The organism is Helicobacteraceae bacterium (assembly GCA_031258155.1).
In the GTDB taxonomy this organism is placed as follows: Bacteria; Campylobacterota; Campylobacteria; order Campylobacterales; family SZUA-545; genus JAIRNH01.
The window spans coordinates 1-14401 of record JAIRNH010000010.1; the positions used below are offsets into that span (position 1 = coordinate 1).

13 protein-coding genes are annotated in these 14401 nt (G+C 51.1%); 3 read left to right on the top strand and 10 right to left on the bottom strand.

Translation table 11 applies throughout. The features are described 5' to 3' along the window. The 10 genes from LBF86_01355 to dcm all read right to left on the bottom strand — a co-directional run. Window positions 1-430 (bottom strand): hypothetical protein (locus LBF86_01355; protein ID MDR0664156.1); only part of this gene is annotated, 430 nt, incomplete at its 3' end. 383 nt (window positions 431-813) lie between these two features. Further along, window positions 814-3681 (bottom strand): EAL domain-containing protein, encoded by a 2868-nt coding sequence (locus tag LBF86_01360; protein MDR0664157.1) that lies wholly within the window; start codon window positions 3679-3681, stop codon window positions 814-816. Continuing rightward, window positions 3678-4718: a cytochrome-c peroxidase gene (locus LBF86_01365; GenBank protein MDR0664158.1), complete on the bottom strand. Its 1041-nt coding sequence runs from the start codon at window positions 4716-4718 to the stop codon at window positions 3678-3680. The genes LBF86_01360 and LBF86_01365 overlap by 4 nt, the downstream gene beginning before the upstream one ends. Window positions 4719-5050: 332 nt before the next feature. Beyond that, entirely contained in the window at window positions 5051-6118 is a 1068-nt protein-coding gene (locus tag LBF86_01370; protein ID MDR0664159.1) for a CCA tRNA nucleotidyltransferase, read from the bottom strand. Next, window positions 6115-6546, bottom strand: a complete 432-nt coding sequence (locus tag LBF86_01375) for a hypothetical protein (GenBank protein ID MDR0664160.1) — start codon at window positions 6544-6546, stop codon at window positions 6115-6117. The genes LBF86_01370 and LBF86_01375 overlap by 4 nt, the downstream gene beginning before the upstream one ends. 10 nt (window positions 6547-6556) lie before the next feature. Next, window positions 6557-6802 carry a hypothetical protein gene (locus tag LBF86_01380; GenBank protein ID MDR0664161.1) on the bottom strand — a complete coding sequence of 82 codons (246 nt, stop codon included), beginning with the start codon at window positions 6800-6802 and terminating at the stop codon, window positions 6557-6559. Between the two features lie 200 nt (window positions 6803-7002). Then, window positions 7003-8265, bottom strand: a complete 1263-nt coding sequence (locus LBF86_01385) for a hypothetical protein (GenBank protein ID MDR0664162.1) — start codon at window positions 8263-8265, stop codon at window positions 7003-7005. Window positions 8266-8836: 571 nt separating this feature from the next. Then, complete coding sequence (ispG, locus tag LBF86_01390) at window positions 8837-9904, bottom strand: flavodoxin-dependent (E)-4-hydroxy-3-methylbut-2-enyl-diphosphate synthase (GenBank protein ID MDR0664163.1); 1068 nt, start codon at window positions 9902-9904, stop codon at window positions 8837-8839. A gap of 23 nt (window positions 9905-9927) precedes the next feature. Then, window positions 9928-10329: a very short patch repair endonuclease gene (locus LBF86_01395; GenBank protein MDR0664164.1), complete on the bottom strand. Its 402-nt coding sequence runs from the start codon at window positions 10327-10329 to the stop codon at window positions 9928-9930. After that, the gene (gene dcm, locus LBF86_01400; protein ID MDR0664165.1) at window positions 10322-11257 is read right to left on the bottom strand and encodes a DNA (cytosine-5-)-methyltransferase; all 936 of its coding nucleotides are present in this window, start codon (window positions 11255-11257) and stop codon (window positions 10322-10324) included. Before dcm ends, LBF86_01395 begins: the two co-directional genes overlap by 8 nt. A 114-nt stretch (window positions 11258-11371) precedes the next feature. Here dcm and LBF86_01405 point away from each other — a divergent pair, with 114 nt between their 5' ends. The 3 genes from LBF86_01405 (at window position 11372) to LBF86_01415 (ending at window position 13966) form a co-directional block, all read left to right on the top strand. Then, entirely contained in the window at window positions 11372-12040 is a 669-nt protein-coding gene (locus tag LBF86_01405) for a response regulator transcription factor (GenBank protein ID MDR0664166.1), read from the top strand. After that, complete coding sequence (locus LBF86_01410) at window positions 12037-13200, top strand: HAMP domain-containing histidine kinase (GenBank protein ID MDR0664167.1); 1164 nt, start codon at window positions 12037-12039, stop codon at window positions 13198-13200. Before LBF86_01405 ends, LBF86_01410 begins: the two co-directional genes overlap by 4 nt. Before the next feature lie 478 nt (window positions 13201-13678). After that, window positions 13679-13966: a CCDC90 family protein gene (locus LBF86_01415; GenBank protein ID MDR0664168.1), complete on the top strand. Its 288-nt coding sequence runs from the start codon at window positions 13679-13681 to the stop codon at window positions 13964-13966. Window positions 13967-14401 lie beyond the last annotated feature (435 nt).

The window sequence follows — 14401 nt, forward strand, 5'->3', positions numbered from 1 at the left end:
TAACGCCGTCTTTGTCTAATTTTACGATCCAATAGTCGGCGGCGCCAACAGAGCCATGATGTCCGGTTATATCGCCGTCGGTAGAGGCGCTATAGCCCGCGACAATATAGCCGTCGTCGTTTGTCTGCTGGATGGAAGTAGCGACGTCGCCAGCGCTGCCGCCAAGAGTTTTTTTCCACTCAATATCGCCGTTTTCGTCTAACTTTACTATCCAAAAGTCGGAGATGCCGGTATAGCCGCGATGATCGGTTATATCGTCGTCGTTAGAGTAGCTATAACCAGCGATAACATAGCCGTTGTCGCTTGTTTGTTGAATGGAATTAGCGTAGTCAGCGGAGCTACCGCCAAGCGATTTTTGCCATACGATCGAAGGAGGAGACTTTTGCTTATTGTCGTCGTTACCGCCGCCGCCGTAGCAACCCGCTAACAATATTAGAAAGGTTAGGCTAATTACAGAGAGAGAGAGAGAGAGAGAGAGAGAGAGAGAGGAATCTTTTTTTGACCTTCGATAACGGATTAAGGATCGATCCAAACTGAACGAATTGCATTGTAGCGCTCTCCTTTCTTGATGAAATCAAAATTAGCGAATGTTAGATCGTCTCCGCTTAAGTTAGCTTTTCTTGCTCAGCAAAACGCAATGTTGCCCAATAAAACGCGACTTAAGAGCTAAATTGTAAAAGCTGGACTTGAATTGAAATACGGCGTAATGTAGCGTTCGCGCCGTTTGATAAGCCTAGAAACGCCGATTTCAGCAATTAGGGATTTTGCAAGAGAAAGCGGGAGGGGTATTTCCGCTCGCCGAGCGCGAGCGAGTTAGGCTATAGAGCGCGTCAAATTCGGTATCTCGTTGGCGGGAACGGGGCGCGAATATAGAAACCCCTGCAGGAACTCGCATTTAAGCTCCGAGAGATAATCTCGTTGGGCTTTTGTTTCCACGCCTTCGGCGACGATCTCCATCGATAACGAATGCGCTAAAAGCGCGATCGAGCGGACTACGGTAGCCGTATCGTTTTTCTCGCCCATGCCATGCACAAAACTTTTGTCGATTTTAAGCACGTCCACGGGATAGCGCGCGAGATAGCTAAGCGACGAGTAGCCGGTGCCAAAATCGTCGATCGCTATGCGTATGCCTTTTTTGCGCAGTTTTGAGAAAATCTCGATGATCTTTTCGGGATCGTCGGTCATAGAGGATTCGGTTAATTCCAACTCTAAATATTTTGGATCAATTTTCGCGGTTTTTACGACATTTAGAACGTTTTCCATAAATCTCGGATTTTTCAACTGTATCGGCGAAACGTTTACCGCAATGCGGCTGATAGCGACGTTGGCTTCTTGCCATTCGGCAAGTTGTTTGCACGCCGTTCGCAAACACCAAACGCCGATCGTTTCTATATAGCCGATATGCTCGGCGATGGGAATAAAGCGATCCGGTTGCAATAATCCTATAGTCGGATGCCGCCAGCGCACAAGCGCTTCTACGCCGTAAACGCGTCCGGTTTGGCAGTCGATTTGCGGCTGATAATAAAGCGCGAGTTCGTCTCGCTCTACGGCGTATCTGAGCGACGTTTCAAGCTCAAACCGCGCCAGAAAGTCTTTATTGTCGCTATCTCGAAAATACTGAAAATTATTTCGCCCCGCGTTTTTGGCGTTGTATAGCGCGACGTCGGCGTTTTTGAGCAGATCGGAGGCGTTCTCGGCGTCGCTAGGATAGATCGCTATGCCCATGCTAGTCGAGCAAAACACCTCGCGAGAATCAAGCACAAACGGCTTTCCGAAAGCCTGCAAAATCTCTGCGGCTAAACGCTCAATGTAGATCAAATCGTCGATTTCGGGCAACAAAATGGCAAACTCGTCGCCGCCAAAACGGCTTATCGTATCGCCCTCTTTCAAAAACCCTTTTAGCATAGTTCCGACTTTTTTTAGCAACGTATCGCCAGAAATATGCCCAAGCGAGTCGTTCACCGATTTGAAGCGATCGAGGTCTAAATATATAATCGCGAGCATTTTATCCGCTCTATGCGCCTGATAGATAGCGTTTTCAAGACGGTCGTTAAATAACGCTCTGTTGGCTAAACCCGTCAGCGGATCGTAATAGGCGAGGCGGTGAATGCGCTCTTCGGCTTGCTTGCGATCCGATATGTCGTTAAACAGCGCGATATACTGCTCCACCGCTCCGGCATTATTTTTGATGGCGATAATCGAGAGCCATTCCGGAAAAAGTTCGCCGTTTTTCCTACGATTTATGATCTCGCCATACCATTTACCCTCTTTTTTCAGCGCCGCCCACATCTGTCTAAAAAACTCTCTCGTATGCTGTCCCGATCCCAAAATGCTACCGGGCGTGCAACCTAGCGCCTCCTCCTCCGTATATCCGGTAATTGTCGTAAAAGAGGCGTTAACGGAGCGAATGCGCCCGCGAGAATCGGTGATCGTCATAGCTTCCGAAAGATTGTCGAACGCTTTCGCGGCGAGTCTTAACCTAGTTTCGGCTTCGTGTTGCGTCGTAACGTCGCGAAAAGAGGCGACATAGCCGATCCCGCCGTCGATCATAGGCAACGGACCGCCGAGAAAAAGAGCAGGATAGCTGCCGCCGTCCTCTTTTTTCAGCCACGCTTCGCCCATAAAAGGCTGCCGTTTTTCAAACGCCTCCTCAAAAGCGGCGTTTTGAGAGTCGTCGATCAGATTTAACGCCTCGGCTTTTGTTTTGCCGAGCAGGTCCTGCGCCTCTTTCCCAATAAGCGCTTCGGCTTTGCCGTTGATAAAAGTCAGCTCCGATTTATCGTCGAAACTTAAGATGCCTTCGCTTAAATGTTCGTTGATATTATGCAAAAGCCTGTTGCTTTGCGCCAACTCCTCAGCCGTCTGTTGCAACCGCAAGATAATCGCGATCACGGTCATAATCATAAGCAACGAAAAGATCGTTATCAGCTTTCTATAACCGTCGGCTTTCTCCAGCGCGCGTTCGCGAGCAGACAGATAGCTGGCGTAAGCGGCGCTAAGCTCTTCAACAAACTTGTTAAGCGACATATTTTGCATACTTTGCCTAACGGGCGCGTGGTTGGCTAAAATCAGCCCGCCGTGAACAAAAAGCAGCCGCGCTAACGTTCCGTCCTCGCCGTTCCAGTTTTTGGCTTCCGCCTCAAGCCGATTCAGCGCGTTTAACGCTATATCGCGCCGCGCGTTTTGTTGATCGGATATATAAATCAAAACGGCTTGCGCGGCGGAAGCGATAACCGCTCTGTTTTCGCGCGTTCGCGTAGAACCCGCCGCGAGCAGTTGATTGGATAGGTTGATAAAATGATAAATACTGTTGCCAAGCACGGAGTTTTGGCGTTTAAAATCGTCCAGTTCGCTCTCTCTAATCTTCCACTCCTCGCGGGTTTTCGCGAGCAAACCTTTTACGCCTAGACGATCAAACTCCCTCTCCAACCGATCCAGCGTCTCTTCAATCTCAAGCGACGCTCTAGCCAAAGAGTCGTAGTTAAACAACTGCCGATAACGCAAACGCAACATATCCAGATTGATCTCGGCGCTCAGCGCGACGGCGGAGCGAATATCCAACTCCGCTTTATTATCTTCGCCGACGCCTTCGCTTAACAGATAGAGCGCCAGCAGTATCGAGCCAAGCACGCTTGTCAATATCCACGGGAACAAGAAGCGAAGCGTTAATTTGAGTTTCATTCCAACTCTTCTCCGGTTAGCGCGCGCAAAAACAGCGTTATATTTTGCACGTCCTCGGCGGGTAGCGAAACGCCTAATTGGTAATCGCCCATTATAGCCGCCGCGTCGTATAAAGACTCGGCGGAAGCGTCGTGAAAATAGGGCGCGCTCAACGCCGAGTTGCGTAGAACAGGCACCTTAAAAACATAGCGATCCTCGTCGCGTCCGGTAACGTTATAACGTCCAAGATCGGACGATTCAACTTTGCGCGATCCGTCGTAATACTCCTTCACCACGCCGAAGCGCTGAAATAAATTGCCGCCTACGCCTACGCCTTGATGGCAGACCGCGCAACCGTGCCGCACAAAAAGCTCGTAGCCTTTCAACTCGTTTTCCGTAATCGCGGAATTATCGCCAAGCAACCAGCGATCAAAGCGCGACGGCGTAATCAGCGACTTTTCAAATTCGACAATCGCGTCGATCGCGTTCTCTTTAGTCGGCGGCGAACCGTATATCTCCAAAAAAACCTCGCTTAACGCGCGATCGGAGTTTAGCTTTGGCAAAATCTCCTCCCACGAACTAGCCATCTCCAGCGGATTAGTTATCGGTCCGTCTATCTGCTCCGCGAGGTTTCGCGCGCGCCCGTCCCAAAACTGCCTGAACATAAGCGCGGCGTTATATACGCTTGGCGCGTTTATCTCTCCCGTTTTGCCTTCTACGCCGACGGATCGGCTTAGCCCGTCCGTCCCGCCTCTTTCCAGATCATGGCAAGCCGCGCACGATATTGCGTCGCCCTTTGACAACCTTGCGTCGTGAAATAAAGCTCTGCCAAGCTCCACTTTTTTTGGATCAAGGTTCTCAGGTTTCGCTATAGGCACAATCGGCTCGCTAATATGCCGCAACGCGGACGCGAAATCTGAAACCGCTCCGTCCTTGCTTGCGATATTTAGCGCCAATCCCTCTCGCGACGTTTGCTTGAAATAGACGGTATAGATCGCGCTTAACATAATCGCAATCGCGCTCGCCGCCGCGATTATCCAACTTGTCGATCTTCTCATAAACCCGCGTTTCATTCCGCCGCCGCATATTTTTCTATAAAAAGTTTAGCAAATATACGCATCGCCGGAGGTTGCGCCGCGCGGATATTTGCGTTCTAGCTAAATCAATTATAACCTTTAATCGAAGACATGCGGTTAATTTGCAACGAAAATTACGCGAAAACGCCGTTCGCTTTATCCGAAAAAACGGTCGCGCCGTTCGCCGCCGCTTCGCGCGGCGAAAAAGATTATCCGCGTCAAATCGCTTGCCGCGCGGAGTTTTACCCGCAAAAACGCTTCGCCTTAGACCGCGAATACGCGCTTTTGAGCGCGGTAAAGCTAAACCTTGCGCGCTAATTATCGTCCGCTTTCGAGCCGCGCGATCGACTCGCCCGCCTAAACGCCTCAAGCGCGCGCTTTTTTAACTCTCGACCAAGCGCGGCGCCAGAAAAGCCGTTTTTCATTAGCTCCGCCGCCGTAATCTGTAAATGTAATTTTCGATCGTAAAACCTATGGTTTTGAAGTTTAAAAATCGCCGCGCCGTCCCACTCTTTAAGCGGCTTTTTATAGGCTATCGCGCTCAGAAAGCGATCGCTTACCTGTTTCGGCGGCGAAGGTTGCGAGATTTTTTTCGTCCGTCCAAAAAGAGGAAATATCTTTTTTTTGTCGCGCCAATAGCAGCCCAGCGCGTAATAAAGCGGGGCGCGCTTTGCCCAACGAAATAGTTTCAGATCGGCGCGATCGTAGCCGAACAATCGTTTCGCCGCCCCAAGTTTGATCAGATAATAAACGCCCTTTACCCTAAACGGCGCGTCGGCGAGCTTTTCAAGCTCCGCGCGAACGCGATCGCCGCTTAGATCGTCAAGCTCGATCGCTTGGCACAGCTTTATGGTTTCGGGCGCGATCCTAAAGTCGAGCGTCGCCGCGAAACGCGCCGCGCGCAAAACGCGCAAACTATCTTCCGCAAAGGCGCGATCGTCTATATGGCGAATAGTTTTCGTTTTAAGATCGCGCTCGCCGCCGTTAAAATCCAAAAGCTCGCCGCTAAATATATCGATCATGATCGCGTTGATCGTAAAGTCTCTGCGGCGGCTCGCGGCTATTGGATCGTTCTGCCAAGCGACGTCAAAAGCCGTATGCCCGCGCCCCGTTTTTCGCTCCGATCGCGGCAAAGAGAGATCAAACGCGCCGTATTTATACACAAAAAAACTCTTGCCGACTCCGATCGCGCCGAGCGTTCTCATAATTTTGTCGAACCGATCGGGCGGTATGTCGTAAATCTCTATATCAACGTCGTTAAAGCCGCGCCCTAAAAGATAATCCCGCGTCGCGCCGCCCACAAAATATGCGCGGTCGGTATGCCCCCGCAGAGCCGCTTTGATCTTGACAAAATCCGCTTGAAAAGGTTCGGGCGGTATCACTTGGGCGTTAGCTCGTCTAGCCGCTCTTCTATCGCGCTCAACAGATACTCTAGGAAGTTTAGCGTTAAATCTACTTTGGCTTCGACGGCTCTGTTGTTTGGCGATTGAAAACCCTCGAACAGCGTTAAAACGCGCTCTTTTACCGCGCTAAGAAATTTCGCCTCGTCGTCGGCGCGCGCCGCGTCTTGACTCTCGATTTTAGGCGATTGCGAGTCGCTCTCGATCTCTTTTAAACCGATCGCGCTCTCTTGTTTGGATTCCGCTTGTTTAGGAGCGATCGTCTCTTGGCGCTCTTGCGTCGCGTTAATCGCTTCCGTCGGAGCGCTCGTCGGCGGGTCTGCCGATACGATCGGCTCGCTCGCTAGTTTTGCCTCCTGCGCGTTTTGTAAATCGGCTAACGTCGATAACACCATCTCTTTTAGGTCCACATTCGCCTCCTTAAAACGCCAGCCACCGCTCAAACTCGGCAAATTCGGCGGACGAATCCATCTTGATAAAAAATTCGCGCATCTGCGTATTTACGCCGCGAAACGCGCGCCGAGTTCCGCTTAAACGCTTTAACGCCAACTTGGCGTCGATATTGTTCGGATCGGCGGATAATATATCGCGATAGATTTCGCCGGCTTCGTCTTTTAACCCCTGCAGCTCGTAGATTGAAGCCAACGTCAATGTCTTAACCGCCATTTTACCCCTACAAATCGAGCAAATTAACAATTCCCCTTAAAATTATCGCGTCATTTTACACGGAAGAATCTTCGGCGCTAAAACCGCTGTATCGATCTTCGCGCGCGACGCTCTTTCCCGCCGATTATGTTTATCGCTTAAACGACCCGTTCCCGTCATACCCGCGTCACAATCTATTTTCCCCAAAACAAGCGGCAGGTTTAATTGCCAAAAACGCTGACTTCGGTAAAGATAACGCGGCTATCATTGTCGCCCAAACCAAGCTGACCATAAGCGTTGTTTCCGGTCGCGTAAATCTTGCCGTTGTCGTCAAGCGCGAAGGAGTGGTGGTTGCCGGCGGATATAGCGGTAATATTTTTATCGTCCAAACCTGTCGTAACTGCGGTAAAGTTGTGTCTGGGGGTAATGTCGCCGCCCAAACCAATTTGACCGCTGCCATTTCTTCCTGCCGCGTAAATCTTGCCGTTGTCGTCAAGCGCGAGGGAGTGGTCGTCGCCGGCGGATACAGCGGTAATATTTTTATCGTCCAAACCTTTTACGCCAATGCCGCCTTGTAAAAAGGAGTGGTATATCTCGGTATTGCCTTTGCCGAGCCGACCATATTCGCCAGATCCCACCGTGTAAACTGTGCCGCTATCGTCAAGCGCGATAGTGTGGTAAGCTCCGGCGGCGACGGCGGTAATGTTTTGATTGTTTATTAAACCGTTAAATGCGGTAAAGACATTTTGATCATAAATGGAACCCGTACCAAGCTGACCAAAATTGTTGCGTCCAGTCGCGTAACCCTTGCCGTTGTCGTCAAGCGCGAGGGAGTGGTCGTCGCCGGCGGATATAGCGGTAATAGCGCCCAAACCGGTAACTTCGGTAAAGACGGCGCGGTTATTATTGTCGCCAAAACCAAGCTGACCGTACAGGTTAAACCCCGCCGCGTAAACTTTGCCGCTATCGTCAAGCGCGATAGTGTGGTAAGCTCCGGCGGCGACGGCGGTAATGTTTTTGCCGTTTAAACTTGTAACTTCGGTAAATGTAGCGCGATCGTTATTGTCGCCCAAACCAAGCTGACCGTCGCCGTTGTTTCCTGCCGCGTAAACTTTGCCGTTAGAGGATAGCGCGAGGGAGTGACCTACGCCCGCAGAGACGGCAATAATGTTTTTACCGTTTAAACTTGTAACTTCGGTAAAGATAACGCGGCTATTATTGTCGCCCAAACCAAGCTGACCGCCGTTGTTTCTTCCTGCCGCGTAAACTTTGCCGCCCTTTGAAAGCGCAAGAGAGTAGTAGTGGTGTCCCGCAGCGATAACTTTGAATTTAACCTCTGTCTCGCGGTATTCTTCGTTACCGCCGCCTCCTCCTCCGCAGCCGATTAGGGCAAACGAAATAAACGCGATTGCCGCTGTCTTAGTCAGCGCGGAATTAAAATTGACAAAAAACGGGGATAGTCTCTCAAGCGTTTTGGTTGTCAAGAAACGAAGATTGGTAAAAATGGGAGCGGGGTTTTGGGGTGTTACCGAAGTTTTTGCGTTAGCTAAAAAAGTTTGCGCGCAAAAGAGTTCGTCTCTCTCCCCCCCCCCCCCCCCACAACAGGGACGATCCTAAGAAGTCTTGATTGGAAACTGATTTAGATCGTGTTAAACCGATCTTGCGTAAAAGTAAGGACAACATAGCAAACTCCTTGTCTGACTTACATTAAAACTACTACCATAATAGCCCTTTTTAACTTAAAACGTTATAAACGCTTGGCAAAAACGCCGCAACCGCCGCCAAGAAAACGGAACCCTGCGCTTTGCTTGGCGGCGCTCGAAGAGAGCAAGCCGACTTTCCGCCGCAATCCGTTTGTCTTTGATCGCCGCCGCCGTCTAACGCGTTGGCAAACGCCCTTTTAAGCGTAAATCGTTTGATAAACCCTAGCTAACCGTTACCGCTTTTGAATATCGCGCGAAACAAGCCTTTTAATCGCCTCCGGCGTAAAAAAACCGTCGAAGTAAACGCCATAGTCGGCGCGGCAAAATAACAATTGGATCATAACAAGGCTTGTTAACGGTTTTGCGTTTCTTTTTGCAGTTTATCCACCTCGATCATAAAGCGATCGACAAGTTCGTTTTCGGGATATTTGCCGATCGTCTTGCCTTTTACAATCACCAGTCCGCTCTTTTTGCCAAAGGCGATCGCCGCGTCGGCGTGTTTTGCCTCTCCGATCGCGTTGACCGCGCAGCCCATTACCGATATATTTAACGGCGTTTTAATATCTTTTACGCGCTTTTCGATCGTCGCCACGGCGGTTTTAAGGTCTGCCTCCAAGCGAGCGCACGTAGGGCAAGAGACGATATTTACGCCCTCTTTTTGCCGTCCGCTATCTTGCAGTATGGCGCGGGCGACTCTAATCTCCTCTTCTAGCTCGCCCGTAATAGACACGCGCATCGTATCGCCAATCCCGTCGAGTAGCAGCGCGCCAAGCGCGATCGAGGATTTGATCGTCGCGTGAAAAGCCGTTCCCGCCTCCGTAACGCCCAGATGAAACGGATAGGGCGTTAGCGTTCTAAGCGCGCGATAGGCTTCGACGGTTCGCGCCGCGTCGCTGGCTTTGAGCGATACCTTGATCGCGCTAAAGCCTAAATCTTCGAGCAGTTTAATGTGGTAAAGCGCGCTTTGAACCATCCCAGCCGCGCCGTTTCCGTGTTTGGCTTCGATCTCCTTTTCGAGCGAGCCGCCATTTACGCCGATTCTAATTGGGATATTGCGATCGGCGCACGCCTTTACCACCTCTTTAACTCGCGCTTTGGAGCCTATATTGCCCGGGTTTATGCGAACGCAATCGACGCGTTCGGCGGCTTTAAGCGCCAAGCGGTAGTTGAAGTGAATATCCGCGACGATCGGTAGCGGGCTACGCGCTTTGATCTCTTTGAGCGCGTTTGCGCTCGCCTCGTCGGGAACGCTTACGCGGACAATATCCGCGCCCGCGAAATAGAGGCGCTCGATCTGTTTAAGCGTCGCTTTCGCGTCGGAGGTTTTTGAAAACGTCATCGACTGAACGGAGATCGGCGCGTCGCCTCCGATCGCGACTTTGCCCACGAATATCTGTTTTGTCGGATAACGAGAAATCATTGGCGGATTATATCGCGGCGGCGCTAGAGGAAGGACGAGAGGTTAAGCGCGGCGATATTTTTTCGCGCAAGGGCGCACTCCCATATACGCAAAACGCGCCACCCTTTGCCTTGCAAAACCGCCGCAACCTCGCTATCGCGCCTTTTGTTCCTCGCTATTTTCTCGCGCCAATACTCGGCGTTATCTTTGGGCGTAACGTTGCGGCAGTCGTGTCCGTGCCAAAAACAGCCGTCCACAAAAACGGCGAGTTTAATTTTGGGGAAAACAAAGTCGGGCTTGCCAAATAGCTTATAGTTTCTGCGCCAGCCTTTAACGCCGTTTGCTTTGAAAAACCCGATCAGCTTTAGTTCGGTCGATTGGTTTTTGGCGCTTTTTACCCGCGCCATCACAAAACTGCGCCGTTTATCGTCGAAAACGTCAGCCATTGTTCGCGCCGCCGATTATATAGGGCAAAACCCCCTCGATCGCCGCTCTAGCCACATTAACGGGGACGGCGTTGCCCGCCTGTTTTCGCGCCTGATAGTCGTTTGCGACGATCTTGTAATGATCGGGAAAGCCCTGCAACCTAAACATCTCGCGCGGCGTTAGCCGTCTTTCGCCATTGACCAGCAGATAGTTATACGAAGCGCCCGATCGAAGCGCGCACGAATAGGGATAGGAGCAGATATTGCCCGATTTGTTCTCGTGCCAGATCGCTAGATCGTGCGCCGATCTGTGCTTTGCCTTGCGCTTGCTAACGATACGCGCCGAAGCGTAGTATTTGCGATCGACGTTTGTCTCAAGAACCCGCGAAAGCGGTTTATAGGGTCTAATCGGCGGCGGAAAAGCGAAGTCGTTTCTCTCTCTAAACCCGACGATAATCACCCGCTCCCTTTTTTGCGGCAGCCCGTAGTCGAGCGCGTTTAGGATCGCGTATTGCGCGTGATAGCCGAGCTTTGTCAGCGTCTCCATCACGATCGCGATCGTTTTGCCGCCGTTATGCCCCGCGAGCTGCTTGACGTTCTCCAAAATAAACGCCTTTGGCTTCTTGCGCTCAAGTATCCGCGCCACCTCGAAAAACAGCGTTCCTCTCGTATCCTCAAACCCTTTCATACGCCCGATAATGCTAAACGGCTGGCAGGGAAAACCTGCGAACAAAATATCGTGATCGGGAATGTCGCTCTCGTCGATTTTCGTAATATCGCCAAAGGGGCGATCGCCGAAATTGGCTTCGTAGCAATCTTGACAAAACTCGTCTATATCGCACGAAAACACGCACTCGGCTGCAAGGTTACGCGAGGCAAACGCTTCGATCGCCGCCTGACGAAACCCGCCTACGCCGCAGAAAAGATCGATAAAACGAAGCGCTCTCATTTGGTTTCTTGCAGTTGAATTGGGGAAAATCCCGCCGCGATCGTAGCGCCCGCTTGGTTAGAAAACCGCCTCGCGCCAACATACAAAAAGCGCTTAGTTTGATAAGATCGCGGTATGGAAAAGGCGAAAATTCTTCTGCTTGAGGACGATCCGTCGCTTCACGAGATTATCAAAGAGTGTTTAGAGGATCAAAACTATAGGGTTTTTGATGCGTTTAACGCCGATCAAGCAGCCGATCTACTCTACGAAAACCCGTGCGATCTCATGTTGCTAGACGTTAAAATGGCTGGGCAGAACGGCTTTGAGTTTCTTAGCGAACAGCGCAAAAACGGCGTGGAAACGCCCGCTATATTTATCACCTCGCTTAACTCGATCGACGATCTAGCCAAAGGCTACAAGGTCGGTTGCGACGACTATCTACGCAAACCTTTCGAGCTAAAAGAGCTTATTTTGCGCGTGGAGACGTTGCTTAAGCGCCGTTTTTTTCACACGAGCCAAGAGGGGATCGATCTGGGCGACGGCGCGGTTTTTTACGTCGAGGCGAACCTTATAAAAACGCCGGAGGGCGAGCGCTCCTTGCCGCCTAAGGAGTTCTCGCTATTAAAGCTGCTCGTTGAAAATCGAGGCAAAATCGTGCCGCGAGAAACCGTTATGGACAGGTTGTGGAGCTTTGGCGAGGAGCCTAGCGAAATGAGCCTGCGCACGCACCTAAAAAATCTGCGCAAAATTATCGGACGCGACTGCGTGGAGACGTTGCGCGGATTGGGGCTTCGCGTCCGATGATCGCCGCCGAGAAACAGGCTCTATGGCGGTTTTTGCTACTTTACGCGGGATCGCTGTTTTTGTTTCTAGGCATTATCGGCGTCGGCTATTACAAGTTTCATTCGCGGCAAATCGTCAAAGCGCAACAAAACGAGCTACGCCTAATAGCGGCGAATATCAATAGATCGCTTAGGCGCGGCGAGCCGCCCGACGAGGAGATCGCGTGGGCGATTGTCGATAGCGCGGGCGAAACCTACGCGGGAACTTTCAGGCTGCCGCATTCGACGGTTAAGAGTATCGAGCAGCCAAACGATCGGGAGACATTTTTTTCGGATCAGAGCCATATCTACCGCCTAAACGCGCTCCCCACCCCTTTCGAGCCGCGTTTTTTTCTAGTTCGCATGCCAATTTACAGCGATATGTATAGCAATTTGACCGTCAATATGATCGCCATTGGAGGCGGAGCGTTTATCTTTTTTATGGCGATCGCGGCGATTTTGACGCGAATGTTCTTGAAACCGATGCGCGATATGATCGAGCTGCTAGATCGGTTTATCAAAGACACGACTCACGAGCTGACCACGCCGATCGCGGCGATTTTGATGAGCGTCGAGGGTTTTGGGCGCGACGGCTTGAGCGAACGCGATCAAAGGCGGCTTTCGCGCATCGAGACGGGCGCGAGGACGATCAAGAGCGTTTATGACGATTTGACCTTTCTAATGCTGGATAAACGCCGCCAAAGCGTCGCGGAAACGATCGACTTAGCGGCGCTTATCAACGAGCGCGTCGAGTTTTTCGAGCCGATCGGCAGGGCGAAAAATATCGTATGGGAGATTGTCGTAGGCAAATACGAACCGCCAATCGCCGATAAAAACGAATTTACGCGGATTATAGACAACCTGCTTAGCAACGCGATTAAATACAACAAGCAGGGCGGGCGCGTCCGCGTTTTGAGCGAAGATCGCTTTATGTCGATAGAGGACGAGGGCGAAGGCATAAATAAAGCCGATCGCCAAAAGATATTCGACCGCTTCGCACGGCTTGATTTAGCGCAGGGCGGCTTTGGACTTGGATTAAACATCGTTAAATCGCTTTGCGATCGCGCCAATATGACGATAGAGGTTTCCGACGCGCAAATCGGCGGTTGTAGATTTACCGTTAGCTGGAAAACCGCGCGCTAACGGCGAGCGCTCCGCGCGATATGTTTCGGTATTGTGCATCGACGCTCGCGCCTCTCGCCAAATCGTCTTTCGCCGATCTTTGCCGCGCCGCTCGCTTCTAAAAGCCCGTTTTCGTCGCTTGATCGCGATAGTCGCCTATTCCCAAAACGCCCTAGCCTCGCCGCCCGATCGCGGACGCTATGATTGACGTTTTACTTGCGATCGCGCTTCGCCCCTTTATCCTTCTTACTCTTTATTTCGCGGACTACGCCCCTTCCTCTGTTTAACGCTCGCTCGCTAACTGGGTATTTATCTTAGCTTGGTTTTAAATAAAAGGCGGCGCAAGACGCGTTAAAAGAAACGAATAATTGTTTTTTTGTAATCGGGGTCGCGCGGCGTTTTGTGAAAAATTACGATACAATGAGCGCAATTGACACATGAAAGCTAAAAAAAATGAGCGTAGTTATGACGTTTGACGCGTTAGCGGCGGGTTGAGAGGTTGCGAGAGGCTGGGTTTCAGGAGAGCCAAGCTAAAGGCGTAAGCGCGGTATTAAAGGAGGCGCTTGGCGTAGCGTCCGAAGGTTTAGCCACGAAGCAGGATTTAAGAGAGTTAAAAGTCGAACTGAAAACTGAGATCGCCGCGCTAGATAATAAGCTGTCGCTGGAAATCTCCGAGCTAAGAGGAGAAATAAAGTCGGTCAGGGCGGAGTTAGGCGCGATGAAATGGCTAATCGGGACTGTTTTGTTAGGCGTGTTAACTATCGTCGCAAAACTCTTTTTAGCGTAGCGCGTATCTTTAGCGGCGCAAGACGCGCCAAAAACGCTTTGATTGTTTTATGCGAGCCTTAGTTATGGTTGGCGGTTTGTAGCGCTTGCGGCGATCGCGGCGCAAAAAGGATCGCCGTTTTGTTAGAAGCGGCGCTTTTGGCGCAAAGCCGCCCAATATTTCCTAACGCCTCTTTATAGCGTGGATTACCGCCTTGCGCCCCATCAAAGCGGGGGCGCTTCGCGGGAATGACGAAAGGGCGAGTTGGCGTTGTTACGTCTCCTTACGCGGCGTTATTTTAGTTTTACGATCCAGTAGTCGCCGTCTCCTTGGTTTTCCGTTACATTGCCGTCTGTAGAGCCGCTAGAACCCGCGATAATATAACCGTTGTCATTTGTCTGTTGGATAGAATTAGCGCCGTCGTTATCGCTACCGCCAAGCGATTTTTGCCATTCG